At 62.8% G+C, this 26,683-nt stretch carries 28 protein-coding genes; 5 read left to right on the top strand and 23 right to left on the bottom strand.

What is annotated here, in order from left to right; translation table 11 throughout:
* Positions 1 to 2: 2 nt before the first annotated feature.
* From B9A23_RS16860 to B9A23_RS16960, 22 genes are all read right to left on the bottom strand, one after another.
* Entirely contained in the window at positions 3 to 1,655 is a 1,653-nt protein-coding gene (locus B9A23_RS16860) for a ribonuclease J (protein ID WP_139797523.1), read from the bottom strand.
* A complete protein-coding gene (locus tag B9A23_RS16865) occupies positions 1,652 to 2,437 on the bottom strand; it encodes a type III pantothenate kinase (protein ID WP_084280188.1) in 786 nt (261 codons plus the stop codon). The genes B9A23_RS16860 and B9A23_RS16865 overlap by 4 nt, the downstream gene beginning before the upstream one ends.
* Positions 2,421 to 3,152, bottom strand: a complete 732-nt coding sequence (locus tag B9A23_RS16870) for a biotin--[acetyl-CoA-carboxylase] ligase (protein ID WP_084280189.1) — start codon at positions 3,150 to 3,152, stop codon at positions 2,421 to 2,423. The genes B9A23_RS16865 and B9A23_RS16870 overlap by 17 nt, the downstream gene beginning before the upstream one ends.
* 4 nt (positions 3,153 to 3,156) lie before the next feature.
* Positions 3,157 to 4,620: an NADH-quinone oxidoreductase subunit NuoN gene (gene nuoN, locus B9A23_RS16875; RefSeq protein ID WP_084280190.1), complete on the bottom strand. Its 1,464-nt coding sequence runs from the start codon at positions 4,618 to 4,620 to the stop codon at positions 3,157 to 3,159.
* The gene (locus B9A23_RS16880) at positions 4,620 to 6,161 is read right to left on the bottom strand and encodes an NADH-quinone oxidoreductase subunit M (RefSeq protein WP_084280191.1); all 1,542 of its coding nucleotides are present in this window, start codon (positions 6,159 to 6,161) and stop codon (positions 4,620 to 4,622) included. The genes nuoN and B9A23_RS16880 overlap by 1 nt, the downstream gene beginning before the upstream one ends.
* Positions 6,158 to 8,248 carry an NADH-quinone oxidoreductase subunit L gene (gene nuoL, locus B9A23_RS16885; protein ID WP_084280192.1) on the bottom strand — a complete coding sequence of 697 codons (2,091 nt, stop codon included), beginning with the start codon at positions 8,246 to 8,248 and terminating at the stop codon, positions 6,158 to 6,160. The genes B9A23_RS16880 and nuoL overlap by 4 nt, the downstream gene beginning before the upstream one ends.
* A 4-nt stretch (positions 8,249 to 8,252) precedes the next feature.
* Positions 8,253 to 8,558, bottom strand: coding sequence for an NADH-quinone oxidoreductase subunit NuoK (gene nuoK, locus B9A23_RS16890; RefSeq protein WP_011445933.1), 306 nt, complete (start codon positions 8,556 to 8,558; stop codon positions 8,253 to 8,255).
* Entirely contained in the window at positions 8,558 to 9,175 is a 618-nt protein-coding gene (locus B9A23_RS16895) for an NADH-quinone oxidoreductase subunit J (RefSeq protein WP_084280193.1), read from the bottom strand. Before B9A23_RS16895 ends, nuoK begins: the two co-directional genes overlap by 1 nt.
* Before the next feature lie 12 nt (positions 9,176 to 9,187).
* Entirely contained in the window at positions 9,188 to 9,673 is a 486-nt protein-coding gene (nuoI, locus tag B9A23_RS16900; protein WP_084280194.1) for an NADH-quinone oxidoreductase subunit NuoI, read from the bottom strand.
* A complete protein-coding gene (gene nuoH / locus B9A23_RS16905) occupies positions 9,670 to 10,716 on the bottom strand; it encodes an NADH-quinone oxidoreductase subunit NuoH (protein WP_084280195.1) in 1,047 nt (348 codons plus the stop codon). The genes nuoI and nuoH overlap by 4 nt, the downstream gene beginning before the upstream one ends.
* A complete protein-coding gene (gene nuoG, locus B9A23_RS16910) occupies positions 10,713 to 12,722 on the bottom strand; it encodes an NADH-quinone oxidoreductase subunit NuoG (protein WP_084280196.1) in 2,010 nt (669 codons plus the stop codon). The genes nuoH and nuoG overlap by 4 nt, the downstream gene beginning before the upstream one ends.
* Positions 12,722 to 13,414 carry a hypothetical protein gene (locus B9A23_RS22365; RefSeq protein ID WP_139797524.1) on the bottom strand — a complete coding sequence of 231 codons (693 nt, stop codon included), beginning with the start codon at positions 13,412 to 13,414 and terminating at the stop codon, positions 12,722 to 12,724. The genes nuoG and B9A23_RS22365 overlap by 1 nt, the downstream gene beginning before the upstream one ends.
* Positions 13,411 to 14,697, bottom strand: coding sequence for an NADH-quinone oxidoreductase subunit NuoF (gene nuoF, locus B9A23_RS16915; protein WP_084280197.1), 1,287 nt, complete (start codon positions 14,695 to 14,697; stop codon positions 13,411 to 13,413). The genes B9A23_RS22365 and nuoF overlap by 4 nt, the downstream gene beginning before the upstream one ends.
* Before the next feature lie 3 nt (positions 14,698 to 14,700).
* A complete protein-coding gene (locus B9A23_RS16920) occupies positions 14,701 to 15,369 on the bottom strand; it encodes a complex I 24 kDa subunit family protein (protein WP_084280198.1) in 669 nt (222 codons plus the stop codon).
* Entirely contained in the window at positions 15,362 to 15,559 is a 198-nt protein-coding gene (locus tag B9A23_RS16925) for a hypothetical protein (RefSeq protein WP_084280199.1), read from the bottom strand. Before B9A23_RS16925 ends, B9A23_RS16920 begins: the two co-directional genes overlap by 8 nt.
* Positions 15,556 to 15,906, bottom strand: a complete 351-nt coding sequence (locus B9A23_RS16930; protein WP_084280200.1) for a nuclear transport factor 2 family protein — start codon at positions 15,904 to 15,906, stop codon at positions 15,556 to 15,558. The genes B9A23_RS16925 and B9A23_RS16930 overlap by 4 nt, the downstream gene beginning before the upstream one ends.
* Entirely contained in the window at positions 15,903 to 17,114 is a 1,212-nt protein-coding gene (locus B9A23_RS16935; RefSeq protein ID WP_084280201.1) for an NADH-quinone oxidoreductase subunit D, read from the bottom strand. Before B9A23_RS16935 ends, B9A23_RS16930 begins: the two co-directional genes overlap by 4 nt.
* Positions 17,111 to 17,953, bottom strand: a complete 843-nt coding sequence (locus B9A23_RS16940; protein WP_084280202.1) for an NADH-quinone oxidoreductase subunit C — start codon at positions 17,951 to 17,953, stop codon at positions 17,111 to 17,113. Before B9A23_RS16940 ends, B9A23_RS16935 begins: the two co-directional genes overlap by 4 nt.
* A gap of 13 nt (positions 17,954 to 17,966) precedes the next feature.
* Complete coding sequence (locus tag B9A23_RS16945) at positions 17,967 to 18,512, bottom strand: NuoB/complex I 20 kDa subunit family protein (protein WP_118074794.1); 546 nt, start codon at positions 18,510 to 18,512, stop codon at positions 17,967 to 17,969.
* 5 nt (positions 18,513 to 18,517) lie between these two features.
* A complete protein-coding gene (locus B9A23_RS16950) occupies positions 18,518 to 18,892 on the bottom strand; it encodes an NADH-quinone oxidoreductase subunit A (protein WP_084280203.1) in 375 nt (124 codons plus the stop codon).
* A gap of 160 nt (positions 18,893 to 19,052) precedes the next feature.
* Positions 19,053 to 20,486, bottom strand: a complete 1,434-nt coding sequence (locus B9A23_RS16955) for a coniferyl aldehyde dehydrogenase (protein WP_084280222.1) — start codon at positions 20,484 to 20,486, stop codon at positions 19,053 to 19,055.
* Positions 20,487 to 20,511: 25 nt separating this feature from the next.
* Entirely contained in the window at positions 20,512 to 21,297 is a 786-nt protein-coding gene (locus B9A23_RS16960; RefSeq protein WP_084280204.1) for a prepilin peptidase, read from the bottom strand.
* Positions 21,298 to 21,411: 114 nt separating this feature from the next.
* Between B9A23_RS16960 and B9A23_RS16965 the strand changes: the two genes are divergently transcribed.
* Entirely contained in the window at positions 21,412 to 22,608 is a 1,197-nt protein-coding gene (locus B9A23_RS16965) for an acetyl-CoA C-acyltransferase (RefSeq protein ID WP_084280205.1), read from the top strand.
* 76 nt (positions 22,609 to 22,684) lie between these two features.
* Here the strand turns inward: B9A23_RS16965 and B9A23_RS16970 are convergent, their stop codons facing one another.
* A complete protein-coding gene (locus B9A23_RS16970) occupies positions 22,685 to 23,206 on the bottom strand; it encodes an SH3 domain-containing protein (RefSeq protein WP_084280206.1) in 522 nt (173 codons plus the stop codon).
* A 114-nt stretch (positions 23,207 to 23,320) separates the two neighbouring features.
* Between B9A23_RS16970 and B9A23_RS16975 the strand changes: the two genes are divergently transcribed.
* The 4 genes from B9A23_RS16975 to B9A23_RS23085 all read left to right on the top strand — a co-directional run.
* Positions 23,321 to 24,340: a 2-hydroxyacid dehydrogenase gene (locus tag B9A23_RS16975; RefSeq protein ID WP_084280207.1), complete on the top strand. Its 1,020-nt coding sequence runs from the start codon at positions 23,321 to 23,323 to the stop codon at positions 24,338 to 24,340.
* Between the two features lie 161 nt (positions 24,341 to 24,501).
* Positions 24,502 to 25,830, top strand: a complete 1,329-nt coding sequence (locus tag B9A23_RS16980) for an ammonium transporter (protein WP_084280208.1) — start codon at positions 24,502 to 24,504, stop codon at positions 25,828 to 25,830.
* 31 nt (positions 25,831 to 25,861) lie between these two features.
* Positions 25,862 to 26,404 carry a YkgJ family cysteine cluster protein gene (locus B9A23_RS16985; RefSeq protein WP_176218033.1) on the top strand — a complete coding sequence of 181 codons (543 nt, stop codon included), beginning with the start codon at positions 25,862 to 25,864 and terminating at the stop codon, positions 26,402 to 26,404.
* Between the two features lie 87 nt (positions 26,405 to 26,491).
* A partial coding sequence (locus tag B9A23_RS23085) for a hypothetical protein (RefSeq protein ID WP_217806617.1) occupies positions 26,492 to 26,683 on the top strand: 192 nt, incomplete at its 3' end.

Raw genomic sequence — 26,683 nt, forward strand, 5'->3', positions numbered from 1 at the left:
TTTCAGCTTTCCCGCAGGAGGACCTGTACGACCGGCTTCTTGCCGGACCAGCGTTGCCCGGTACGCCGTACCGCCAGACGGACGGCTTCGGCAACCGCCACCCTATCGCGCTTGCGATCTCCCTTCAGCCCGCGCACCGCTTCGGCCGCCTCGACCTTGGCTTCCGCAACGAAGGCTTCCATGTCCTCGTCCAACGGAATGCCGATAGACGCGATTTCGACTTCGGATGCCAGCACGCCATCGCGGCGCACTGCCAGAGCTGCGGTGATCAAGCCGTTCTGCGAAAGCTTCCGCCGCGCGACCACGCCCTCGCCATCTGCTGGGGCAATGATGTCGCCATCCAGCACGAGCCGCCCGGTCCGCTCTTCTGAAATCTTCTTCGGACCATCGGGGGCAAGACGAATGAGATCGCCATTCTTCTGCAGGATCGCCTTCGGCACGCCTTCATCAAGGCCCAATTGCGCCTGCTCGGCCATGTGGCGGATCTCACCGTGCACAGGGACGAGGATTTCCGGCCGGATCCAGTCATACAGCGCCACAAGTTCCGGGCGCCCCGGGTGGCCGGAAACATGGATCATCGACTGCTTGTCGGTCACGATCCGCACGCCCTTCTCCACCAGCGCATTCTGGATACGGCCGATGGCAAGCTCGTTGCCGGGTATCTGACGGCTGGAGAACAGCACGACATCGCCCTTTTCCAGGCGCACAGGATGCTGGTCACCCGCGATGCGCGCCAAGGCAGCGCGCGGCTCACCCTGTCCGCCCGTCGCCAGGACCAGCAGTTCTCCTCGCGGCAGGTCCATCGCATCATCCATGTGGACGAGTTCCGGGAAGTTCTCGAGATAGCCACACGATTTCGCGACGCGAATGATCCGGTCGAGCGAGCGCCCCGCAACGCACAGCTTGCGGTTGGTTGCCTCGGCCACCTCACCCAGGGTCTGCAGGCGTGCCACGTTGGAGGCGAATGTCGTGACGACGACGCGACGGCCCTTTTGCGCGCCCACCGCCTCAAGCAACCCTGCCCTGACCTCGCCTTCCGAACCGGACGGCTTTGGATTGAACACGTTCGTGGAATCGCAGACCAGCGCCAGCACGCCTTCGTCGCCGATGGCAGTCAGTTCTTCCTCGGTTGCAGGCGTGCCGATACGCGGCTCGTCGTCGAGCTTCCAGTCACCGGTGTGGAAGATCTTCCCGTGCGGCGTATCGATCAGCAGAGCGTTGCCCTCGGCGATCGAATGCGCCAGCGGCACGTAGCGAACGCCGAACGGCCCGAGTTTGAACCGTTCGAGGTGGTCGATCACATTCAGTTCGACCTCGTCCTCGATCCCAGCTTCGACCAGCTTCTCGTGCACCAGCTTCGCCGTGAATGGCGTTGCATAGAGCGGCACGCCAAGGTCCTGCGCGAAATAGGGCACCGCCCCGATATGGTCCTCGTGCGCATGGGTGAGCACGATGCCCACCAGGTCATCGAGCCGCCGTTCGATGAAATCGAGATCGGCAAAAACCAGGTCGATCCCGGGATAATAGGGGTCGGCAAAGGTCATGCCGAGATCCACCATCAGCCACTTGCCGTCACATCCATAAAGATTGACGTTCATCCCGATCTCGCCCGAACCTCCGAGTGCGAGAAAGAGGAGTTCCTTGGCAGACTTCACGAATTGGATACTCTCTCAGCAAGGATCGCGAGGCCGTCGAGCGTAAGGTCGGTATCCACGTGATCGAAAATTTCGGTATGCTCGTCGAACAGGACGGCAAGCCCGCCCGTCGCGACGACCTTTGCAGGTCGACCGATCTCGGAGCGCAGTCTGGCGATCAGGCCCTCCATCATCGCGACATAACCCCAGAACACGCCGATCTGCATCTGGTCCTCGGTGTTGCGACCGATGACGCTGCGATCGTTCCCCCGGGGCGGGGCAATGGCGATTCGCGGCAGCTTGGCCGCTGCCGTCACCAGCGCGTCGAGCGAGAGGTTGATCCCCGGTGCAATGATGCCGCCCTTGTAGGCGCCGTTGAAGTCGACCACGTCGAACGTCGTCGCCGTGCCGAAATCAACCACGATCAAATCGCCGGAATACTTGGCATGCGCGGCCACCGTGTTCACGGCGCGATCCGCACCAAGCGAACGCGGCTCGTCAACGTCGGCCTCGAACCCCCACACCACCGGCGATTGACCGGCAATCAACGGATCGAGCCCGAAGTACTTTTGCGCCAGGACTTCAAGATTGTGCAACGCCCGCGGCACCACCGTCGAGATGATGATGCGCGTCACAGCCTTGGCGTCAAACCCTTGCAGTTGCATGAGCTGGAGCAACCATACTGCATATTCATCGGCCGTTCTGCGCGGATCGGTCGCAACCCGCCAGCGAGACTTGATCTCGCGGCCTTCGAACAGCGCGAAGACGATGTTGGTATTGCCGACGTCAACCGCCAGAAGCATGCGAACCTACCATATCTATGTCGCCAGCGTGGATGGCACGGACCGCGCCATCCGCCAAGCGCAGAAGGGCAACGCCATCGTCATCGATTCCGGCGAACGCCCCCATGATGGTGCCGTGGTCTCGATCCTTTACCGAAACAAGCGTCCCTGTGGGCAAGGCACGCGAAATCCACTGCTGGCGCAGCAGCGCCCACTCGCCATAGTGCCATCGGTCGACCGCATCACTAAATCGCGCAGCCAGATTCGCCGCGAATACGTCGCGCGGGACAGCAAAGCCCAGTTCCTTGAGCGACGCTGTATCTCGATCGGAAACCTGCGGTGCTTGCGCAAGGTTGAGGCCGATGCCCACTACCACCGCATCGCCCTGCCGCTCCAGCAGAATGCCGCCGAGCTTGGCCCCGCCAATCAGCAAGTCATTTGGCCACTTGAGGAACAGGTCTCTTAATTGAGGCGCGGAGGCGGTCACGGTATCGTGAGCGGCCAGCCCTGCGACCAGCGCAAGGGTTTGCGGCAAAGGATCGGATCCGCGGAGATTGACGACCGTCGATCCCATGAAATTGCCAAAACCATCGCTCCAAGAACGCCCAGCCCGCCCCCGACCCGCACTTTGCCGGTCGGCTACTAGCCAGTCGCCCTCGCGCGACGCCTCGCCCTCGCCAAGGCGCGCCAGCAACGCGCCATTGGTCGAGGGAATCTCGGCAACAGTCTCGATCAAGTGTTCAACCGACCGGGAACAGCGCGGTCGCAGCGTATCCTGCAAGCGTGTCGAGGCACTTGGTGCCGAGGTAGCCAAGCGGCGAGATCGCCAGCGTGGACAATACAAGCAGAACCGTATGCGACGTTTCGCCCGCGCCCTTCACCACATCGGCCGGTTCGTCGAAGTACATGACCTTGACGACCTTGAGGTAGTAGAACGCACCGATCACGGAAGCCGCGATACCGATTGCCGCGAGTACGATCATGTCGGCCTGGACCGCAGCCTGGAACACCACGAACTTGCCCCAGAACCCGAACAGCGGAGGAATGCCGGCAAGGCTGAACATCACCGAAGCCATCGCCAGGGCAATCCACGGCCGGGTCTTCGAAAGACCGGCGAGATCAGAGATTGCCTCCACCTGGTTGCCGTTCTCGTCGCGCAGCAGCAGAACTGCAACGAACCCTGCCACCGACATCGCCACATAGATCGCAATGTATACGAGCATTGCCGATGCCCCGGCACGGGTCGCCGTGGCAAGGCCGATCAGGATGAAGCCGACATTGTTGATCGACGAATAGGCCATCAGGCGCTTGATGTTGTTCTGGCCGATTGCACCAAGTGCGCCGATCACGATGGACAGGAGCGAGGCAAAGATCACGACCTGCTGCCATGCATGCGGCTGGCTCCCGAACGCCTCGAAGCTGACGCGCATCAGCAGGCCGAGCGCCGAAACCTTCGAGGCCGTGGCGAAGAAGGTCGTGACTGGAGTAGGCGCGCCTTCGTAAACGTCAGGCGTCCACATGTGGAACGGCGCAGCGCTGATCTTGAAGGCAAGTCCTGCGAGCACGAAGATCAGGCCGAACGTGGCGCCGGTGGAGAGGCCGCCCGAAAGCGCGGCATTGATCCCGGCAAAGCTGGTCGTTCCTGTGAAGCCATAGGTCAGGCTCATGCCGAACAGAAGAATGCCCGACGCGAGCGAGCCCAGCACGAAGTACTTGAGGCCCGATTCCGCCGAGCGCTCGTCATTGCGGAGCATCGAAGCCATAACGTAGGACGCAAGGCTGTTCAGTTCGAGGCCAATGTACAGTGCCAGCAGATCGCCGGCCGAGACCATCATGCCCATTCCGAGCGAGGCGAACAGAACCAGCAGCGGGAATTCCGCCCGCATGGCACGAGCCTTGTCGAAGAACGACTGCGCAATGATCAGCGTGACGCCAGCGCTGGCGTAAATCAGAAGCTTGCCGAACGCGGCAAAGGCATCGGCGCGATGCTGGCCACCAAATGCAGCGACGTCCGGCCCCATCGCCTGTCCCCACAGCGCGGGCGCGGTAAGGATGGCGCAGACCGTGAGCACACCGACGGCCAGGATCGAGATCAGGCGGGAGGCCTTGTCACCGCCCCAGGCGGCGATCAGCAGCAGTACCAGTCCCGAAACCGAAATCAGGATTTCAGGCGCGGTAAGCGCAAGCGAACGGGCGAAGTCCATCAGTGTGCCTCCCCGTGCGCGGCAGCATGTTCAGAATGACCAGCAGGCATTGGCTTTCCAGCAGTAGGTTGCGCATCGCCCTTGGGCTTGGCCTGCGCAAGGCGCGCATCGAGTGCGGCGATGTCCTTGCGCATCGGCGCGATGAAGCTTTCAGGGTACACGCCCATCCACAGGACCACGGCTGCAAGTGGCACCATCATCGCCCATTCACGCTTGTCGAGATCGAGCATCGCGGCAGCATCTGCGTTCTTCTGCTCGCCATAGGCGATACGGCGATAGAGATAGAGCATGTACGCCGCACCGAGGATGATTCCGGTCGTGCAGATCAGCGCCACCAAGCTCGAGATCTGATAGACGCCCAGCAGCGACAGGAACTCGCCGACGAACCCGCTGGTGCCCGGAAGGCCGATCGACGCCATCGTGAAGAGCAGCAGGAACACCGCGTAATACGGCATGTTGATCGAGAGACCACCGTAGCGCGCAATTTCACGCGTATGCAGGCGGTCGTAGATCACGCCGACGCTGAGGAACAGCGCACCCGCCACCAGGCCGTGGCTCAGCATGATCAGCATCGAGCCTTCGAGGCCCTGCTGGTTGAATGCGAACAGGCCGATCGTCACGATCGCCATGTGCGCGACCGAGGAATAGGCGATCAGCTTCTTCATGTCGTGCTGCACCAGCGCGATCAGCGAGGTGATAACGACTGCTGCCATCGACATGCCGAAGATCAGCGGCGCGAACTGCGCAGAGGCTTCGGGGAACATCGGCAGCGAGAAGCGGATGAAGCCGTAACCACCCATCTTCAGCAGCACGCCGGCAAGGATCACCGAACCACCGGTAGGTGCCTGAACGTGCGCGTCCGGAAGCCAGGTGTGGACCGGCCACATTGGCATCTTCACCGCAAAGCTCGCGAAGAAGGCCAACCAAAGCCAGGTCTGCGCCTGCACCGGGAAGTTGTAGGCCATCAGCGTGGGGATGTCGGTCGTGCCAGCCTCGTTCACCATCCAGAACATCGCGATCAGCATCAGCACGGAGCCGAGCAGCGTGTAGAGGAAGAACTTGTAGCTGGCGTAGATGCGCTCAGCCCCGCCCCACACGCCGATGATCAGATACATCGGGATCAGGCCGGCTTCGAACATGATGTAGAACAGGAACAGGTCCTGCGCCGCAAAAACGCCGATCATCAGCGTTTCCATCAGCAGGAACGCCGCGTAGTATTCGCCCTGGCGCTTGTCGATCGAGGTCCAGCTGGCGCCGATGCAGATCGGCATCAGGAACACCGTCAGCGCGATCAGCAGGAGCGCGATGCCGTCAATGCCGAGCTTCCACGAGAAGCCCGAGAAGATCGCGGCGCTTTCCGTGAACTGCCACTGCGCGCCGCCGATGTCGAACTGCGCCCACAGGATCACGCCCAGCACGAAATTGATCATCGTGGCGACCAGCGCCACCGAACGCGCCTGTTCGCGCGGAACGACAAGGCAGGCCACCGCTGCAACCAGCGGCACAAGCAGCATCAGCGAGAGGATCGGAAAACTGGTCATTGTGCGATCACCCAGCTGATCGCGCCGACAAGGCCGACGAGCATGACCAGCGCATAGCTATAGAGATACCCCGACTGGAGCTTGGCGGCGGCGCGGCTGCCCTGGGCGACGACCCATGCGGCACCGTTCGGGCCGAACCGGTCGATCACGCCCTGGTCGACAACCTTCCAGAACACCCGGCCGAGCCACATCGCGGGGACGACGAAGACATAATGGTAGAGCTCGTCGAAGTACCACTTGTTGAGCAGGAACTTGTAGAGGAACCCGAACTGGTCGACGAACGCCGCCGGGAACTTCGTGTTCTTGATGTAGGCATACCAGGCGATCAGCAGGCCGGTGGCCATGACCGCAAACGGCGCCCACTTCACCCACGTCGGCACGCCGTGCATCGCGTGCAGGGTGTGCTCTGCGAAGATCAGCGAACCCTTCCAGAATTCGCCCGTGCCTTCGCTGATGAAGGCGTGGTGGAACACGAAACCGGCGAAGATTGCGCCCAACGACAGCACGCCCAGCGGAACCAGCATGTTCAGCGGGCTTTCGTGCGGGTGATAACCCGCCGTGCCGTCGCTGTGCTCATCGTGATGATGGGCATGGGCGTGACCGTGCGGTTCATGCCCGGCGTCTTCCTGCGACGGCGGATTGTCATGCTCACCGTCGGCATGGTCGTGGTGACCGTGCGCATCGTGGACGGCGTGCTGGATATGCTCCGACTGCTCCCAGCGCGGTTTGCCAAAGAACGTCAGAAAAACCAGACGCCACGAATAAAAGCTGGTCAGCAGCGCCGCGAAAATGCCGATGAAGAAGGCAAAGTGCCCAAGCTCGGTACCCTTGGCATAGGCCGCCTCAAGGATCGCGTCCTTAGAATAGAACCCGGCAAAGCCGAACAGGTCGACGATGCCGACGCCGGTAATCGCCAGCGTGCCCATCATCATGGCCCAGTATGTCAGCGGGATCCGCTTACGCAGGCCGCCATAGTAACGCATGTCCTGCTCGTGATGCATCGCGTGGATCACCGAACCGGCACCAAGGAACAGGAGCGCCTTGAAGAATGCGTGCGTGAACAGGTGGAACATCGCCGCGCCATAGGCCGAGACGCCCGCCGCGAAGAACATGTAGCCCAACTGCGAACAGGTCGAATAGGCGATCACGCGCTTGATGTCGGTCTGCGTCGTGCCGACGGTCGCTGCAAAGATGCAGGTCATCGCGCCGATGAAGGTCACGAACGACAGAGCCGTCGGGCTGACCTCGAACATCGGCGAAAGGCGGCAAACCATGAACACGCCCGCGGTCACCATCGTCGCCGCGTGGATCAGCGCCGACACCGGGGTCGGACCTTCCATCGCGTCAGGCAACCAGGTGTGCAGGCCAAGCTGCGCCGACTTACCCATCGCACCGATGAACAGCAGGATGCAAAGCACGGTCATCGTGTCGAAGCGGTGGCCCAGGAAGCCGATGGTCGAACCGGCCACGCCGGGCGCAGCCTCGAGGATCGCCGGAATCGATACGGTGCCGAACACCAGGAACGTCCCGAAAATGCCCATCATGAAGCCAAGGTCACCAACGCGGTTGACAACGAAGGCCTTCATCGCGGCCGCATTGGCCGATGGCTTGCGGAACCAGAAGCCGATCAGCAGGTAAGAGGCAAGGCCCACGCCTTCCCAACCGAAGAACATCTGCACCAGGTTGTCCGCCGTCACCAGCATCAGCATGGCGAAGGTGAACAGCGAGAGGTAAGCGAAGAAGCGCGGCTGATCCGGCTCCTCGCTCATGTAGCCCCAAGAGTACAGGTGGACGAGAGCCGAGACGCTGGTGATAACCACCAGCATGACGGCCGTCAGCGTGTCGACCCGCAGCGCCCACGAGAAGTCGAGCGCGCCCGACTTCACCCAGTGCAGCACCGGGGTGACGCTCGCTTCGGCGGTGCCGCCAAGGAACGAGAGGAAGATCGGCCACGAAAGCGCGCAGGAGATGAACAGCGCGCCGGTCGTCACGACCTTGGCCGGGACCGCGCCGAGCTTCTTGTTGCCAAGCCCTGCGATGATCGCTGCCAGAAGCGGCAGGAAAACGATTATCAGGATGGAAGACATCGATTCAGCCCTTCATCCGGTTGACATCGTCGACGGCAATCGTGCCGCGGCCACGGAAGTAGATGACGAGAATGGCAAGCCCGATCGCCGCTTCGCCCGCAGCCACCGTCAGCACGAACATGGCGAAAACCTGGCCGACAAGGTCGTGCAGGAACGCGCTGAACGCAACGAGGTTGAGGTTCACCGAAAGCAGGATCAGTTCGATCGCCATCAGGATGATGATCACGTTCTTCCGGTTGAGGAAGATGCCGAGCACGCCGAGCACGAACAGGATCGAGCTGACGACGAGGTAATGTTCGATGCCGATCATCAGATCTGGACCCCCTTGCCGATCTCAGGCTGGAGATTGACGGTCGCCTCTTCGGGGCGACGCGCGTTCTGCTTCGAGACGTTCTGGCCGCGCGTATCAGTGCGCTGGCGGTGGGTCAGCACGATAGCGCCGATCATGGCCACCAGCAGGACGATGCCCGCAGCTTCAAACAGGAACAGGTAGCGGCTGTAAAGCAGCGCACCAATCGCCTCGATGTTGGATGCTTCGGCCACCGGCGCAGCCGAGCCATCAGCCTTGCCCAACGCCACCGACCCTGCCCCGCGCACGATCAGGCCGACGAACAGTTCGACAAACAGCACGACTGCGAGCGCCATCCCGAGCGGGAAGTTCTTGATGAACCCGGCCCGCAGTTCGGCAAAGTCGATGTCGAGCATCATGACGACGAACAGGAACAGCACCGCGACCGCGCCGACATAGACGATGACCAGCAGCATCGCGATGAACTCCGCGCCCACCAGTACCATCAGGCCGGCGGCGTTGAAGAACGCGAGAATCAGCCACAGCACCGAATGCACCGGATTGCGCGCAAGGATCGTCACGGCACCGCTGAAGATGCAGAGCGTGGCGAAGAGATAGAAGGCAAATACCTGGATCATTGGCGCGGCCCCCTAGCGATACGGCGCATCGGCTTCAAGGTTCGCGGCAATCGCCCGCTCCCACTTGTCCCCGTTCGCGAGCAGCTTCGCCTTGTCATAAAGCAGCTCCTCACGCGTTTCGGTCGCGTATTCGAAGTTCGGCCCCTCGACGATCGCATCGACCGGGCAGGCTTCCTGGCAGAAGCCGCAGAAGATGCACTTGGTCATGTCGATGTCGTAGCGCGTGGTGCGACGACTGCCGTCCTCGCGCGGTTCGGCCTCGATGGTGATAGCCTGCGCCGGGCAGACCGCCTCGCACAGCTTGCACGCGATGCAGCGCTCCTCGCCGTTGGGATAACGGCGCAGGGCATGCTCACCACGGAAACGCGGGGAAAGCGGGTTCTTCTCGAACGGGTAGTTGATCGTCGCCTTGGGCTTGAAGAGATACTTCAAGGTCAGCCAGTGCGCCTTCACGAACTCCCACAGGGTGAAGCTCTTTATGAGCTGTCCGACGGTCATGCGAAGTGTCCGGTAGCCATGAGGTAGCCGCTGACGAGGAATACGAACAGCAGCGATACGGGCAGGAAGACCTTCCAGCCCAGGCGCATCAGCTGGTCATAGCGATAGCGCGGGACGGTGGCCTTCACCCAGCTGAAGATGAAGAAGAAGAACAGGATCTTGAGCAGGAGCCACACGAAGCCCGGCACCAGATAGAGCACCGGAATGTCGAGCGGCGGCAGATATCCGCCCCAGAACAGCACGGCATTCAGCGCGCACATCAGCAGCACGTTGGCATATTCGCCCAGCCAGTAGAGCGCGAAGGCCATCGACGAATATTCGGTCTGATACCCGGCGACGAGTTCAGATTCCGCCTCGGTCAGGTCGAACGGCGCGCGTGCGGTTTCGGCCATGCCCGAGATCAGGAACATCACCCACATCGGGAACAGCAGCGGGTTTGCAACGAAACCGTTGATGATGCCGAATACATGTCCCTTCTGGGCCTGCACGATGCCGTTCAGGTTGAACGTCCCCGCCCACAGCACCACGCAGATCAGGACGAAGCCGATCGAGACTTCATAGGAAATCATCTGCGCCGAGGCGCGCATCGCCGAAAAGAATGGGTACTTCGAGTTGGACGACCAGCCCGCGATCACCACGCCGTAAACACCCAGCGACGAGATCGCGAGAACATAGAGCAGGCCGACGTTGATGTTGGCCAGCACCGCGCCCGAATTGAACGGGATCACCGCCCATGCCATCAGCGCGACGGTGAAGGTGATGATCGGCGCGATCAGGAACAGGCCCTTGTTCGCAGCCGAGGGAATGATGGTTTCCTGCAGGAACACCTTCAAGCCGTCGGCGAACGACTGCAGCAGGCCGAGCGGCCCGACTACGTTCGGACCCTTGCGCAGCGCCATGGCCGCCCAGATCTTGCGGTCGGCATAGATGATCATGGCAACGCCGAGCATCAGCGGGAACGCGATCAGCAGAATCCCGCAGACAGTGGCGATGCCCCAGGCCCACTCGTACGAGAGGCCAAGACCCATGAAGAACTCGGTCATTCCGCGGCCTCCGCGAAGCTCTCACCATGCAGCAGTTCAGCCGAGCAGCGCTGCAGCGTCGGGCTGGAACGGGCGATGGCGTTGGTCAGGTAGCGGTCCTTGATCGGATACCCCGCAATCACGCCCTCTGCCTTCGCGTCCGAAGGAGCGGCAGGCAGCGCACCGTAATCGGCCAGACCTTCCACGCCGAGCGCCGGAACTTCGGCAACCATCGCCGCGCGAAGCTGCTCGAAGCTGTCGAAGCCGACCGAAACGCCCAGTGCATCGGCCATCGCACGCAGGATCGTCCAGTCCTCGCGGGCATCACCCGGCGCGAACACGGCCTTCTCCGCATACTGCACGCGGCCTTCGGTGTTGACGTAAGTGCCGTCCTTCTCGCTGAACGCGGCGGCAGGCAGGATCACGTCGGCAGCGTGCGCCGCCTTGTCACCGTGGTGGCCAATGTGGACGATCATGGAGCCGGCAAACTTGGTGAAGTCCACCTCATCCGCACCGAGCGAGATGACCATCTTCGGCTTGGCGGCAACCAGATCGGCGATGCCGCCCGTCTGCGCATAGCCCAGCATCAGACCGCCCATGCGGCTTGCCGCCATATGCACGACGTTGAAGCCGTTCCAGCCATCACGCACCAGATTGAACTGCGCGGCGAAGGCCAGGCCGGCTTCCAGACCACCCTTAGCCAGCCCTGCCCCGCCGACGATGACCGCCGGACGTTCAGCCTTGCCGAATGCCTCGGTAACCGCTTCGGGCAGGCTGCCCAGCACCGCCAGATCGTCGCCCAGGAACTTCGCGGGATAGGTCGGATCCCAATGCGGGCCAACGATGTATACCTTCGCGCCCTTCTTCACCGCCTTGCGCAGGCGGGTGTTGAGCAGCGGCGCTTCGTCGCGGATCATCGAGCCGACGATCAGCACGGCGTCGGCGTCCTCGATACCAGCGATGGTCGAGTTGAAGTTCACCGCAGCAAGGTTCGACGCATCGTACGCGAGGCCGGTCTGGCGGCCTTCGAGCAGCGTCGAGCCCAGCGCGCCCGCCAGCTTCTTGGCGGCAAACATCGTCTCGCAATCGACCAGATCGCCCGCGATCACCGCCACCGAGGAACCCGGATTGATCCTGGCAACCGCCTCGAACGCCTCGGCCCAGGTTGCAGCGACCAGCTTGCCGTCACGGCGCAGCCACGGCTTGTCAAGGCGGCGGCGGGTCAGCCCGTCGACCATGTAGCGGCCACGGTCGGACAGCCATTCCTCGTTCACGTCGTCGTTGACGCGCGGCAGGGCGCGCATCACTTCGCGACCACGGCTGTCGAGCCGGATGTTCGAGCCGATCGCGTCCGAAACGTCGATCGACAGCGTCTTCTTCAGCTCCCACGGACGCGCTTCGAACGCATAGGGGCGCGAAGTCAGCGCGCCGACCGGGCAGAGGTCGATCACGTTGGCCGAAAGCTCGTGCGCCGCAGCCTTTTCCAGATAGGTGGAAATCTGCATCGTCTCGCCGCGATAGAGCGCGCCGATCTCGTCCACGCCGGCCACTTCTTCACTGAAGCGCACGCAGCGGGTGCAGTGGATGCACCGCGTCATCGTCGTCTTGATGAGCGGGCCCATGTACTTCTCGGTCACCGCGCGCTTGTTCTCGTGATAGCGCGAGGCGCCGCGGCCATAGGCAACCGACTGGTCCTGCAGGTCGCACTCACCGCCCTGATCGCAGATCGGGCAGTCGAGCGGGTGATTGATCAGGAGGAACTCCATCACCCCTTCCCGCGCCTTCTTGACCATCTCGGAATCCGTGCGGATTTCCTGGCCTTCGGTGGCGGGCAGCGCGCACGACGCCTGCGGCTTGGGCGGCCCCGGCTTCACCTCGACCAGACACATGCGGCAGTTGCCAGCGATGCTCAGGCGCTCGTGATAGCAGAAACGCGGGATTTCCTTGCCGGCCAGCTCGCACGCCTGCAGGACGGTAGCGCCTGCCGGGACTTCGAGTTCTACGCCGTCGACTTTGACTTTAGGCATTAGAGGAGGCCCTCTTTGAAGCCGGGTACCGCTGCTGCGGCAAGACGAAGATAGTTTATGGCAAAAACTTGGCGGATCTGTGCAGGCCGGACCTTGATCGCGCCCGAAGCCACACACTCAGATACCGTCGGCAATACTGCCTTCAGCGCAGAATTCTCTTCCGGTGTATCCATGCCGGTTTGAAAGACACCTGCCACAAGTTGTGGTGACTTTCTCACCACACACTCGCCAAGAACATCCAAAGTGCGCTCAGCGCGATTTGTGGCAAGCATGGCATCGAAACGCTCCCGCGATCCTTTAGCAGGATCAAAGGTCGGCTCTGCATTTCGTTGGATTGCAGGTGCGTCCGACAGCTTTTCACTCAAAGAGCCGAGGTCCCTTCCTTGCAACAGCTCTTCTGCAATCGCACTCGCAAGGGCGGCTGCAGATATCCTAATTCGAGCAAAATCTGACGAAACACGTTTTGCGCATGTCGCATTTCCAAGCTTGCCGAAATTTCCGGCAACATTGGGCGTGCCAAGGTTGAGCGCCATGTCTACCGCTAATGGTCTCATCTGCTCCAGATTGCATCGCGCCAAAACCTGAAGTGCAACGCGCTGCTCGTGCCCGGTCATGTTTGCCGCTGTTTTCGCATATGCTCCGGGAGCTGGGCCGAACGACAATGCAGCAAGGGCGAGTAACGCAATCTTCACTCCGCCGCCTCCCGAGCGTTCTCGGCAATCCGGCGCTCGATCTCCGGGCGGAAGTGCTTGATCAGGCCCTGGATCGGCCATGCGGCGGCGTCGCCGAGGGCGCAGATGGTGTGGCCTTCGACCTGCTTGGTCACATTGAACAGCATGTCGATTTCGCTGACGTCGGCATCGCCGGTGCGCAGGCGCTCCATCACGCGCCACATCCAACCGGTGCCTTCGCGGCACGGCGTGCACTGGCCGCAGCTTTCGTGCTTGTAGAAGTACGACAGGCGGGCAATCGCACGGACGATGTCGGTGGACTTGTCCATGACGATGACGGCCGCGGTGCCAAGGCCCGAACCCAGCGCACGAAGGCCATCGAAGTCCATCGGCGCGTCCCAGATTTCAGCGGCCGGAACCAGCGGCACCGACGAGCCACCCGGGATCACGGCAAGCAGGTTGTCCTTGCCGCCACGGATGCCGCCACAGTGCTTCTCGATCAGCTCGCTGAACGGGATGCTCATCTCTTCCTCGACCACGCAGGGCCGGTTCACGTGGCCGCTGATCTGGAAGAGCTTGGTGCCCTTGTTGTTCTCGCGACCGAACGAGGAGAACCACGAAGCGCCGCGCCGCAGGATTGTCGGCGCAACCGCGATCGATTCCACGTTGTTGACCGTGGTCGGGCAGCCGTAGAGGCCTGCACCTGCCGGGAACGGCGGCTTGAGGCGGGGCTGGCCCTTCTTGCCTTCAAGGCTTTCGATCATCGCGGTTTCTTCACCGCAGATGTAGGCGCCCGCGCCGCGATGGACGAAGACGTCGAAATCGTAGCCCGAACCGCTCGCGTTCTTGCCGATCAGGCCGGCGTCATAGGCCTCCTGCACGGCGGCAAACAGCGTCTCGGCCTCGCGGATGTATTCGCCGCGAATGTAGATGTAGGCGGCGCGCGCGCGCATCGCGTAGCCCGCAATCAGCGCGCCCTCGATCAGCTTGTGCGGATCGTGGCGAATGATTTCGCGGTCCTTGCACGAACCCGGCTCGGATTCGTCGGCATTGATGACCAGGAAGCTCGGACGACCGTCCTTGCTTTCCTTGGGCATGAACGACCACTTCATGCCGGTGGGGAAGCCCGCACCGCCACGGCCGCGCAGGCCCGAAGCCTTGATCTCCTCGATGATCGCGTCCTGCCCGCGCTCCATCAGGGCCTTGGTATTGTCCCAGTCACCGCGCGCCTGGGCGGCAGCCAGGTTCCACGGCTGGAAGCCGTAGACGTTGGTGAAGATGCGATCCTTGTCAGCGAGAGCCATGGCTTACCACTCCCCCCGGTAATCGTGATTGGCATCGACCATCGCGGTCAGGTTGCTGAGCGCCCCTGCCGGTTCGACCGTGTGACGACCGGGAAGCTGCGTGCCGGTCTTCGGCTGCTTGCCCGCGGCCAGCTCATCAAGGATGCGCTCCATGTCGGCGGCGGTGAGGTCTTCGTAGTTGTCGTCGTTGATCTGGACCATCGGGGCCGAGGCGCAGTTGCCCATGCACTCTACCTCGGTCAGCGTGAACATGCCGTCCGCCGTGGTGTGGCCCTTCTTCAGGCCCTTGCCCTTGCAGGCGGCCAGAATGTCGTCCGACCCGCGCAGCATGCAAGGCGTGGTGCCGCAAACCTGCACGTGGAACCGGCCGATCGGCGCGATGTTGTACATGGTGTAGAATGTCGCCACCTCGACCACGCGGATCACCGGCATGTCGAGGTATTTGGCGATGTACTCCATCACCGGGATCGGCAGCCAACCCTGCGTGTTCAGTTCCGCCCCAACCTGGCGCTGCGCCAGATCGAGCAGCGGCATCACAGCCGAACGCTGACGCCCGGCGGGATATCGCCCGACGATGACCTTGGCCTGTTCGGCGTTCTCGGCCGTCCATTCAAAGCCACCCCAGCGCGCGCGCAGTTCGGGACTGTCGGGTTCGATGAAACGATCAGCCATTGGTCCGCCCCCGCTTGATCAGGATGTCCTGCGCGCAGTGGAACAGCTCGAACCCGCCGATGGCGGCGATCAGCATCGGCAGCGTATCGGTCGGCTTCGCTCCGAAGTACAGTTCGCCAAAGTACCAGCCAGCGAGCACGAGGCCCGTCAGCATGGCCCACAGGCGCATGAGGTCAAACGTGGACTTCACCGGATAAACTCCACCCGAGAGCACTTGTCGCCCTCGAAAGAATAGACTGCGATCACATCGAACGGCTCGACCAGCGCCGAACCATCGGTGGCGGGCCCCCGCGTCACATGCTCGCGCATCAGCACGTAGTTTCCGATAGCCTGCGCTTCGACGATCTCGGCATGGTTCTGCGGCCATCGCGCAAACGCTGCGGCAAGGCCGGAGCGCGTGCCCTCCTTGCCCTCGCGCACCACATCCCCGCGATAGTTCGCCTCGCAGGCATCGTCGGTCATGTACGAGACATAGGTATCCACGTCCTGCGCATTGTAGGCTGCGATCATCGCCTTGGCAGTGTCGAGATTGCTCACCGGTCACACTCCCCGAACACCACGTCGATCGCACCGAGGATGGCGGTGGCGTCGGGCAGCATGTGCCCCTTGCACATGAAGTCCATCGCCTGAAGATGGCTGAAGGCCGTCGGGCGGATCTTGCAGCGGTACGGCTTGTTCGAGCCGTCCGAGACCAGATAGACACCGAATTCGCCCTTGGGGCTCTCGGTCGCCACATAGACCTCACCGGCGGGCACGTGGAAGCCTTCGGTGTAGAGCTTGAAGTGATGGATCAGCGCTTCCATCGACTGCTTCATCTCTGCGCGCTTGGGCGGCACGACCTTGCGGTCGGTGCTGGCAATCGGGCCTTCGGGCATCTGCGCGATGCACTGCTTCATGATGCGGGCCGACTGGCGCACTTCTTCCACGCGGACCATGAAACGATCGTAGCAATCGCCGCTGGTGCCAACCGGAATGTCGAACTCCATCCGGTCATAGACGTCGTAGGGCTGGCTCTTGCGCAGGTCCCACGGAATGCCCGAGCCACGGATCATCGGCCCCGAGAATCCCCAGCGCAGCGCATCTTCCTTGGAAACCACGGCGATGTCGACATTGCGCTGCTTGAAGATGCGGTTGTCGACAACGAGGCTCATCGCGTCCTCGAACAGCGGGAACAGGCGCTCGTCGATCCAGTCCGCCATGTCGGTCAGCAGCTTGAGCGGCACGTCCTGATGCACGCCGCCGGGGCGGAACCATGCCGAGTGCATGCGCGCGCCCGATGCGCGTTCGAAGAAGTTGAGGCAGTCCTCGCGGATTTCGAACATCCACAGGTTCGGCGTCATCGCGCCCACGTCCATGACGTGCGACCCGAGGTTGAGCATGTGGTTGCAGATGCGGGTAAGCTCGGCAAACAGCACGCGCAGGTACTGGGCGCGCAGCGGAACCTCGATGTTCAGCAGCTTCTCGACCGCGAGCACATAAGAGTGCTCCATGCCCAGCGGCGAGCAGTAGTCCAACCGGTCGAAGTACGGCAGCGCCTGCAGGTAGGTCTTGTGCTCGATCAGCTTCTCGGTGCCGCGATGCAGCAGGCCGACGTGCGGATCGATGCGCTCGATGATTTCGCCGTCAAGCTCCATCACCATGCGCAGCACGCCGTGCGCCGCCGGGTGCTGGGGTCCGAAGTTGATTGTGTAGTTGGTGATGACCTCGTCGCCGGTGGTCGGCGATTCCTCGAGCGAGAAGCTCATGCGCCTTCTCCGTCATTCTTGGCAGGACGATCCTCGGTCGACTTCGGGGCATCAGGCGCGTTGACGGCGGAATCGTTGCCGTCAGACGGCTTAGCCGCGGCGTCGTTCGCCTTCTCGCCAGCGCCGGTGTCGGCCTTGCTGTCGGTCGTCTTGGGCTTGTCGACAGAAGCCGAACCCTTGGTTTCGGGTGCGGTCGCAACCGGTGCCGGCGCAGGCGGCGGCGTCACGGCCTTCTCGTCGCCCGGCAGCACGTAGTCGGCACCCTCCCACGGGCTCATAAAGTCGAACTGCCGCAGGTCCTGCGCCAGTTGCACCGGCTCATAGACCACGCGCTTGTCTTCTTCCGAATAGCGCAGCTCGACATAGCCGGTCAGCGGGAAGTCCTTGCGGAAGGGATGCCCCTGGAAGCCGTAGTCCGTCAGGATGCGGCGCAGGTCCGGATTGCCCGAAAAGAGCACGCCGAACATGTCGTAGACTTCGCGCTCGTACCAGCCGGCGTTGGGCCACAGCGTCGTCACGGTTGGCACCGGAGTCGCCTCGTCGGTTGCGACCTTGACGATCACGCGATGGTTCTTCGTCACCGAAAGCAGGCAGTAGCAGACATCGAAACGCTCGGCGCGCTGCGGATAGTCGACGCCCGCGATGTCCATCAACTGCTGGTATTCATGCTCGTCCCGAAGCACGCGCAGCGCATCCTCGACGCTGTCGCGCGCGACGGTCAGCAGGATTTCGCCATGCTCTTCATCGGCCTTGACCAGCATCGCGCCAAGCGCTGCGGACAGGACTTCCTTCACGCCCTCGTTCGAAGACCAGCGCGGAGCGGAATGGAGAACCGTCATTACCCAACCCTCCTCAGCGCTCGATCGTGCCGGCGCGGCGGATCTTCCGCTGCAACTGCATCACGCCATAGAGCAGCGCTTCGGCGGTCGGCGGGCAACCGGGCACGTAGATATCCACCGGAACGATGCGGTCGCAGCCGCGCACCACCGAATAGCTGTAGTGATAATAGCCGCCACCATTGGCGCACGAACCCATCGAGATCACGTACTTGGGGTCCGACATCTGGTCATAGACCTTGCGCAGCGCCGGTGCCATCTTGTTGCACAGCGTGCCGGCCACGATCATCACGTCCGACTGGCGCGGCGAAGCGCGCGGGGCAACGCCGAAGCGCTCCATATCGTAACGCGGCATGTTCACGTGGATCATCTCTACCGCGCAGCAGGCGAGGCCGAAGGTCATCCACCACAGCGAGCCGGTGCGGGCCCACTGGAACAGCTCCTCGGTGCTGGTGACGAGGAAGCCCTTGTCATTGACCTCGGCATTGAGGCTGTCGAAAAACGCCTGGTCCGGCGCCGTGACGGCACCGGCATTGGCGGTAACGAGCGGGTTAGTGGCCATGTTGCTCATTCCCAGTCCAGTGCGCCCTTCTTCCAGGCGTAGATAAAGCCGATCACCAGTTCGCCGAGGAAGACCATCATGGTCGTCCACCCGGCCCAGCCGGTTTCCTTCAGGCTGACCGCCCAGGGAAACAGGAACGCGGCTTCGAGATCGAAGATGATGAACAGGATCGCGACGAGATAGAACCGCACGTCGAACTGGCTGCGCGGATCCTCGAACGCGGGGAAGCCGCATTCGTACTCGCTGAGCTTTTCAGCCGTGGGATTGTGGGCTCCGGTCAAGCGGGCCACGCCCATCGGCAGGAACACGAATGCCGAGGATAATGCCAGAGCGATCCCGAGAAAGATCAGGATCGGCAGGTATTGAGACAGATCGACCAAAGGGCTGACTCGCGAAGCTGCAGGTTCGCCTGCGCCCTAGTCCCGACCGCGCGCCTGCGCAAGTGGTGTGCATTGCGGTACGGGCGGATTTGCCCGCCCTTTTCCCCGCATCATGCGAAAGGACAAGCTCCGCGCAGGCCTGTCCTTTCATATGCCTAACCTACTTCAACTGCATCTTGAGCGTGCGTGCGGTGGCCGCGCCATAGGGTGGCTTGAGGCCTGCAATCTTGGCCAGATCGATCTTCGGCTGGCTATAGACCGCGCGGCCATGGCTGAACGCACGAAAACCTTCGACGCCATGATAGCTGCCCATGCCCGAAGGCCCCACTCCACCAAAGGGCAGATCGTCTGCCGAGACATGAAAAATAACGTCATTGACCGTGACGCCGCCCGAAATCGTCCGGGTCAGCACGGTCTCGCGCTCGGTCGAATCCTCACCGAAATAGTACAGCCCCAGCGGACGGTCGTGCGCATTCACGTAATCGATAGCCTGCTCGATCCGCCCATAGGTCTTCACTGGCAGGATCGGCCCGAAAATCTCGTCCTGCATCACCTTCATGTCGTCGTTGACATTGCGCAGGATCGTCAGTGGCAGCTTGTTGCCATTCGATCCGTCGAAATTCTCGTTGCCCGGATTGACGACGATCGCCTCGGCTCCCTTGGCAACCGCATCCTCGACAAGACCCGCCAGCCGATCGCGGTGGCGGCGGTTGATGACCGAGGTGTAGTCGTCATTGGCAAGCAGTGTCGGATACATTTGCGCCACGCTCGCCTGAACCGCGCCGATGGCCTTTTGCTCGAGTTCTTCGGGAACGAGCATATAGTCCGGCGCCAGGCAGATCTGGCCCGCGTTCATCATCTTGCCGAGCGCGATGCGGTCGGCGGCCTTGGCAACGTCAGCGCTGCGCCCGAGAATGGTGGGCGACTTGCCGCCCAGTTCCAACGTTACCGGCACGAGATTGTCGGCCGCCGCATGCAGGACATGCTTGCCGATCGAGGTTGCGCCGGTGAACAGCAGGTGGTCGAAGGGCAGGGAGCAGAAGTCCTGGCCCGTCTGCGGTCCGCCCAAGATCACCGCCACTTCCTCCTCACCGAAGAATTTGGGAAAAAGCTCGGCCATCAGTTCAGAGGTCCGCTCGGTGAACTCGCTGGGCTTGAGCATGGCGCGATTGCCGGCGGCAAACGCTTGCGCCAGCGGCCCCATCGTCAGTCCGACCGGAAAGTTCCACGGCGCGACGATGCCGATCACGCCCTTGGGCTCGTACCGGACCTCAGCCCGCGCTCCGAGCAGGTTCAGCGGGAAGTTGACATGGCGCTTCTCTGGCTTGCTCCAGCCCCTCATGCGCTTTTGCGAATAGCGGATAAGGCTCATCGAAGGCATGATGTCGGTCAGCATCGACTGCTCATGACTGCGATGGCCGAAGTCGGCGCTCATTGCCCTGGCAAAGTCCTCGCCATGCGCGAGCAGCATCTTCGCACAGCGCTCCAGCCGGTCATTGCGGGTAGCAAGCGGTTCTGGCCGGGCAGTCGTGAAAGCCTCGCGCTGTTTGTCCAGCGCCAGCATCATCTCGTCGCGCGCGGTTTCCTTGAACATTTCGCCATGCTCCCCCGAATCTTTTTCAGCCAAACCCTTGCAACAGGAAGATCGGCCAGGCCGTAGCGGCAAGGCAGGTCCCCAGTGGCAGGGCCGTTTCGGCGTCGATCTTACGCTTGCTGACAAGCATGACAATAGCCGCCATGATCCCGACGATGCTGGCACCCAGCATGGTCTCGACCACGCCCAGCGGCCCAACCCACAGGCCAATCGCGCCGAGCAGTGGCGGATCGCCGCCGCCCATGCCTTCGCGTCCGCGCGCCTTCAGGTAGAACCTCGCGATCAACCATAGAGAGAGAAAGCCCACCGCTGCGCCGCCAGCGCCGATCAGCACGGGCGCGAGATCCTGCGCCGCCCAGGCCCTTGCAAAGGCTATCACCGCACCCGAGCCCGCAAGGCACGCCGTCAGCAGGCGTGGCAACCACAGATGCCGCAGGTCGAGCAGCGCCAGCAGGAGGAGTTGCCATCCCAGCAGCATGGCGGGCAAGGCAAGCCCCTCGCGCGCCAGCAGCAGCGAGCCCACGCCCACCCCTGCCCCACCCAGCTCGCACCCCAATTGCCATCCGCCGATGCTCGCTCCACAGGCGCGGCACTTGCCACGCTGCAGCAGCCACGAAAATACCGGCACCAGCTCCGCCACCGTCAGTGCCTTGCCGCAGCCGTCGCAGGCTGAACGCCCGGTCACGACAGAGCGCCCCTGCGGCAAGCGCACGAGCGCCGCTCCAAGGAAGCTGCCGACCACCGCCCCCAGAACGGCACCACCAACCAGTTGAACCACATTGAAAACCGGTGAAAATGCAGGCTCAATCATGCATTGGCCCAATGCCCCATTTGCGTTCGCTGCAGTGCAGCACTATGTACGCAGACGAACGCGGGAGCGTACAAGCCCGCGCATCAGCACCGAAACGCAGGAGGCCGTCAAGCCATGGCACAGTTCTCGTCCGCCGATCCCGTCGTCATCCTGTCCTACGCCCGCACCCCGATGGGCGCGATGCAGGGCAGCCTCGCGGATGTCGCCGCAACCGATCTTGGCGCCACTGCGGTAAAGGCTGCGGTCGAGCGCGCAGGCGTCACGCCTGACAGCATCGAGCGCATCTACATGGGCTGCGTGCTGCCAGCCGGCCTCGGCCAAGCCCCTGCCCGCCAGGCCGCGATCAAGGCAGGACTGCCCAAGTCGGTTCAGGCAACGACCGTGAACAAGGTTTGTGGCTCGGGCATGCAGACGATCATCATGGGTGCCGAAGCGCTCGCTTCGGGCAGCGTCGACATCGTCGTTGCCGGTGGCATGGAATCGATGACGAATGCCCCCTACCTGCTCAAGAAGCACCGCTCTGGCGCGCGCATCGGCCACGACATGGCCTATGACCATATGTTCCTCGATGGCCTCGAAGACGCCTACGACGCCGGTCGTGCCATGGGCACCTTCGCGCAGGACACGGCGAACGCCTACCAGCTGACCCGCGAGAACCAGGACGAATACGCTATCGAATCGCTGCGCCGTGCCCAGGCCGCCATCGCCGATGGCACATTCATGGACGAGATCGCGCCCGTTACCGTCAAGACTCGCGCTGGCGAAGTCACTGTCGACACCGATGAAGCGCCCGGCAAGGGCCGCCCGGACAAGATCCCGTCGCTGAAGCCTGCCTTTGCCAAGGATGGCACGATCACTGCGGCAACGTCTTCGTCGATCTCGGACGGCGCTGCCGCTGTCGTGCTGGCGCGCGAAAGCGTCGCCAAGGCTTCGGGTCTTGCGCCCGTCGCGCGGATCGTTGCCCTGGCCGCGCACGCGCAGGAGCCGAAGGACTTCACCACGGCCCCTGTCGGCGCAATCCAGAAAGTCCTCAACAAGGCCGGCTGGTCGATCGCTGACGTCGAACTGTTCGAAGTGAACGAGGCTTTCGCCTGCGTTGCGATGTTCGCCATGCACGATCTCGGCATTCCGCACGAGAAGATCAACGTCAACGGCGGCGCTACCGCCCTCGGCCACCCGATCGGCGCATCGGGCACCCGCATCGTCACCACGCTGATCGCCGCACTCAAGCAGCACGGCAAGACCAGGGGCGTCGCCAGCCTCTGCATCGGCGGCGGCGAAGCCACGGCGCTGGCAGTCGAAATCGTCTGAAACTGACGCAATTGCATCGAAAAGCCCCGGTCTCGCGAGAGGCCGGGGCTTTTTTCGGTTGCGAAAGGCTTGGCAATCAGGGCGTGCCCGCGCCCCAGACCGTGCTCGCCTTGATGTATCCCTTGCGACCGTCGACCTCGAACGGGCACCACCCATCCTTGCATTCGCCGAGCTTGCCGATCACGCCGGGCGCGACGCGCCACAGCAACCGCCCGCTGCCATCCTTGCTTTCGCGCATGCCGGTGATGCTGCCCTTGATGATGCCAGCGCGCTCACGGCTCAGGAACTGCTGCAGGATCCAGCCGCGCGCACCTTCCGGATCCTCGACCAGCCGCCACCCGCCCATCATCCGCAGGACCTTCATCGGCACGCCCTTGCGCGTATAGGTCCACTTGATGCGATATTCCCGCCCCGGCCCTACGCGCATGTTGGCAGTATCCTTGCGCGTGCTCACCCAATAGGGCACGCCGGACTCTGCATCTTGCGCAATTGCCGGGCCGGCCGCCACCATCGCGACGGGAACGGAGGCCGTGAGAAGCGCCAGCGGCATGATGGCGCAGCGCGAATGCCTGAAGCGTTGCAGCAGAGTTTTGACCATGCCTTGCCGTCGCAAAAATGCAGCGCAAGAGCAAGGCGGATGCACAACCTGTCCCCGGCGCTCCGCTGCCCGGATGCTTGACCGTCCGGCCCTTACGCGCCTAGCTTCAGGACTATGCCTAGCTCGTCCGAATATCGTCCGACACGTCGCATCGAAGGCAAGCCGCGGGTCGTCGTCACGCGCCGCCTCCTGCCCGAAACCGAGGCGCGCATGTCGGAACTTTTCGACGTCACGCTCAGCGCCGAGGACAAGCCTCTTTCGCGCGAGCAACTTGTAGCCGCGCTGAATACGGCGCATGTGCTGGTGCCCACCGTGACGGATGCGATCGATGCCGATCTGATCGCGCAAGCCGGGCCCCAGTTCGGGTTGATCGCCAATTTCGGCGCCGGCACCGAACATATCGATCTTGCCGCGGCCCGTGCGCGCAAGATCATGGTCACCAACACGCCCGGCGTGTTCACTGATGACACCGCGGACATGACCATCGCGCTCATCATCTCGGTCGCCCGCCGGCTCAACTACGGCGGACGGACCTTGCGTGCCGGGAAATGGGAAGGCTGGGCGCCATCGACCATGCTGGGCCATCGTCTTTCGGGCAAGACCCTGGGTATCGTCGGCATGGGCCGGATCGGTCAGGCCGTCGCCCACCGGGCCCGGGCCTTCGGTCTCAACGTCGCCTATCACAGCCGCCATCGCTTGCCCGAAGCATTCGAGACCATGCTCGGCGCAACTTACGTCGACGATCTCGACGATCTGGTCGCCGCGGCCGACATTCTCACCTTGCACTGCCCTGCATCGCCCGAAACGCTGCACATGATCGATGCTCGTCGCATCGCGCTGATGAAGCCCAGCGCCTATCTGGTTAACACCGCGCGTGGCCAGCTCGTCGATGAGGAGGCGCTGATCGAGGCGCTTGTTGCCGGGCGCATCGGCGGGGCGGGCCTCGATGTGTTCGAGCATGAACCCCAGGTCGATGCCCGGCTCCTCGCCCATTCCAATGTCGCCATTCTCCCGCACATGGGCAGCGCCACTTTCGAAGGCCGCATTGCATCGGGCGACAAGGTCATCGCCAACATCCGCTTCTGGGCCGATGGCCACCGCCCGCCTGATCAGGTGCTGCAGGGTCTCGTCTGATTGCACGCTGCGCCCAAGTTATTGGCACTCAGCGTAACAGGTCCACGTTTAGCACAACAATCGTTCGCTCACCTCCTTGTGCACCTGCGCAATGTTGCTCTAATGCCCGGCCCGGAGAGGGTCTGGCACGTCATACGCGTGCGAGAGGGGAGAGGCGTACGATGATTGCGAGAACCGCCAAGGGGCTTTTCGGCGCGGTGTTGACCACCGGACTGGCGTTGCTGTCGCTTGCCGCTCACGCGCAAGATGCCCTCACCAGCGTGCAGGATGTCGCCGATAGCGGCGATACCGCCTGGATCCTCGTCTCCTCGGCCTTCGTGCTGCTGATGACGATGCCCGGTCTTACCCTGTTCTACGGCGGCCTGGTCCGCGCCAAGGGCTTTCTCGCGGTGCTGGTGCAAGTCGGCGCGATCGCTGCGGTCGCCTCGGTGCTGTGGATCATGGTGGGCTACACGCTGGCATTCGGCAACGTCTCTGCCGGATGGCTGGGCGGCGGCAATGCTTGGATGCTGCTCGATATCGGCAATGTTCGCGCCGGCACGACCATTCCCGAAAGCGCTTTCGCCCTGTTCCAGATGTGCTTTGCCCTGATCACGCCGGCCCTCATGGTCGGTGCATGGGTCGACCGGGCGCGTTTCGGCTGGGTGATCGGGTTCTGCGCCTTGTGGGGCCTTATCGTCTACGCCCCGGTCGCACACTGGGTCTGGGGCGGCGGATGGCTCGCCACCCGGTTCGGCACGCTCGATTTTGCCGGAGGCATCGTCGTCCATACCACCGCCGGCATTTCGGCGCTGGTGGTCGCGCTCCTGCTTGGCAAGCGCAGCGGCTTCCCCAAGACACTCATGCTCCCCCACAGCCCTTCGCTGACCATGGCCGGCGCTGCCCTGCTCTGGGTTGGCTGGTTCGGGTTCAACGGCGGATCGGCCCTTGCTGCCAACGACGATGCGGCTTCGGCGATCATCAACACCCACGTCGCGGCCTGCATCGCTGCGCTGGTGTGGATTGCCATCGAAAAGTTCAGCGTGGGCAAGCCAACCTCGGTCGGCTTTGCTACGGGCGCCGTTGCCGGACTGGCGACGGTCACGCCCGCGGCCGGCTTCATTGCCCCCGGCGCGGCGATGATCTTCGGCGCTCTGGGCGCAATCGTCTGCTACCCGATGATCCAGTTGGTGAAGCAGCGGCTCGAGATCGATGATTCCCTCGATGTCTTTGCCGTTCACGGTGTCGGCGGCATGCTCGGCTCGATCCTGCTGGCCGTATTCCTTTCCGATGGGTTCGGAGGCACGGGTTACGCCGATGGCATGAACATGGTCCGCCAGCTCGTTGCCCAGTTCGCCGGAGTCGGCATAGTCGCACTGTGGAGCGCCTTTGCCACGGTCGTGTGCGCGCTGATGGTTGCCATGGTCATTCCGATGCGCGTCACCGAGGACGAGGAGCGCGAAGGTCTCGACATCACCAGCCATGGCGAAAGGGCCTGGGAATTCGATTGAACCCCCGGTTCCGCGTCATTACGCTGCCGTCATGACATCCTGCCTCTCAGTCGATCCACCTCGCCAGGAGCAGGACTTGTGCACCCACTGCGCGATGTGTTGCGACGGCACAAAGTTCGCCTACGTGAACGTCTCGCCGGACGAAGCGCCAGCGCTCGCGGCAGACTTCGCCATCAGCGACGACGGCGGCGAACCCAGCTTTCCTCAGCCTTGCCACTATTCGGTGGAACGCAGGTGCGAGATCTACGCCCGCCGCCCGATCACCTGTCGCAGCTATCGATGCAAGACTCTGTCGGAACTGCGCAAGGAACTGATTGCACCCGAAGAGGCCAGGCGGCGGGTCGATGAAACCCTGGTCGCCAGAAGGGCCGTCAGCCAACTGCTGCAGCCGGGCGAAACACTTCCGCTCGCCCGCAAGCGACGCAACACGATAAGCTCGGGAAGTGCACCCGCCGTTTCGGATCTGCGCTTCATGCTTGCCCTGACCGCCCTCGATCTGCTCGTCGACCGCTATTTCCGCGCGAATGGCGAAACGATGTTTTCGCGCAAGGCCGCGGGCGCCATCGAGGACTAGATCACGCCCCGCGCGCAACACTGATTCATAATGGATACTTTCGTTCGATAACTAGCAGCACCTTGCGAGCGAAGTTACGCTTCTCACATGGAATCGCAGAGTGCTCCGCTTTCGCTGGCAAGCGAGTTGTGCCTTGCTTGCGGCCTTTGCTGCGAAGGTACGCTTTATACCAAGGCGCTGATCGGTAAGCGGTGTTCTGTCGGCACCTTGCGCAGCCTCGGGGCGTGGTTGAATTGGGGGGATGGACGAGCACCGCGTTACGACCGCATTGGACACCCA

Origin of the sequence: Novosphingobium sp. B1, from assembly GCF_900176395.1 — a bacterium.
Taxonomy (GTDB): domain Bacteria; phylum Pseudomonadota; class Alphaproteobacteria; order Sphingomonadales; family Sphingomonadaceae; genus Novosphingobium.

Excerpts from the sequence above, each read along its gene's own strand:
- B9A23_RS16865 (WP_084280188.1), bottom strand. The coding sequence starts at position 2,437 with ATGCTTCTGGCGGTTGACGTCGGCAATACCAACATCGTCTTCGCGCTG.
- nuoN (WP_084280190.1), bottom strand. The coding sequence starts at position 4,620 with ATGGACTTCGCCCGTTCGCTTGCGCTTACCGCGCCTGAAATCCTGATT.
- B9A23_RS16880 (WP_084280191.1), bottom strand. The coding sequence starts at position 6,161 with ATGACCAGTTTTCCGATCCTCTCGCTGATGCTGCTTGTGCCGCTGGTT.
- nuoL (WP_084280192.1), bottom strand. The coding sequence starts at position 8,248 with ATGTCTTCCATCCTGATAATCGTTTTCCTGCCGCTTCTGGCAGCGATC.
- nuoK (WP_011445933.1), bottom strand. The coding sequence starts at position 8,558 with ATGATCGGCATCGAACATTACCTCGTCGTCAGCTCGATCCTGTTCGTG.
- B9A23_RS16895 (WP_084280193.1), bottom strand. The coding sequence starts at position 9,175 with ATGATCCAGGTATTTGCCTTCTATCTCTTCGCCACGCTCTGCATCTTC.
- nuoI (WP_084280194.1), bottom strand. The coding sequence starts at position 9,673 with ATGACCGTCGGACAGCTCATAAAGAGCTTCACCCTGTGGGAGTTCGTG.
- nuoH (WP_084280195.1), bottom strand. The coding sequence starts at position 10,716 with ATGACCGAGTTCTTCATGGGTCTTGGCCTCTCGTACGAGTGGGCCTGG.
- nuoG (WP_084280196.1), bottom strand. The coding sequence starts at position 12,722 with ATGCCTAAAGTCAAAGTCGACGGCGTAGAACTCGAAGTCCCGGCAGGC.
- nuoF (WP_084280197.1), bottom strand. The coding sequence starts at position 14,697 with ATGGCTCTCGCTGACAAGGATCGCATCTTCACCAACGTCTACGGCTTC.
- B9A23_RS16920 (WP_084280198.1), bottom strand. The coding sequence starts at position 15,369 with ATGGCTGATCGTTTCATCGAACCCGACAGTCCCGAACTGCGCGCGCGC.
- B9A23_RS16935 (WP_084280201.1), bottom strand. The coding sequence starts at position 17,114 with ATGAGCTTCTCGCTCGAGGAATCGCCGACCACCGGCGACGAGGTCATC.
- B9A23_RS16940 (WP_084280202.1), bottom strand. The coding sequence starts at position 17,953 with ATGACGGTTCTCCATTCCGCTCCGCGCTGGTCTTCGAACGAGGGCGTG.
- B9A23_RS16945 (WP_118074794.1), bottom strand. The coding sequence starts at position 18,512 with ATGGCCACTAACCCGCTCGTTACCGCCAATGCCGGTGCCGTCACGGCG.
- B9A23_RS16955 (WP_084280222.1), bottom strand. The coding sequence starts at position 20,486 with ATGTTCAAGGAAACCGCGCGCGACGAGATGATGCTGGCGCTGGACAAA.
- B9A23_RS16960 (WP_084280204.1), bottom strand. The coding sequence starts at position 21,297 with ATGATTGAGCCTGCATTTTCACCGGTTTTCAATGTGGTTCAACTGGTT.
- B9A23_RS16965 (WP_084280205.1), top strand. The coding sequence starts at position 21,412 with ATGGCACAGTTCTCGTCCGCCGATCCCGTCGTCATCCTGTCCTACGCC.
- B9A23_RS16970 (WP_084280206.1), bottom strand. The coding sequence starts at position 23,206 with ATGGTCAAAACTCTGCTGCAACGCTTCAGGCATTCGCGCTGCGCCATC.
- B9A23_RS16975 (WP_084280207.1), top strand. The coding sequence starts at position 23,321 with ATGCCTAGCTCGTCCGAATATCGTCCGACACGTCGCATCGAAGGCAAG.
- B9A23_RS16980 (WP_084280208.1), top strand. The coding sequence starts at position 24,502 with ATGATTGCGAGAACCGCCAAGGGGCTTTTCGGCGCGGTGTTGACCACC.
- B9A23_RS16985 (WP_176218033.1), top strand. The coding sequence starts at position 25,862 with ATGACATCCTGCCTCTCAGTCGATCCACCTCGCCAGGAGCAGGACTTG.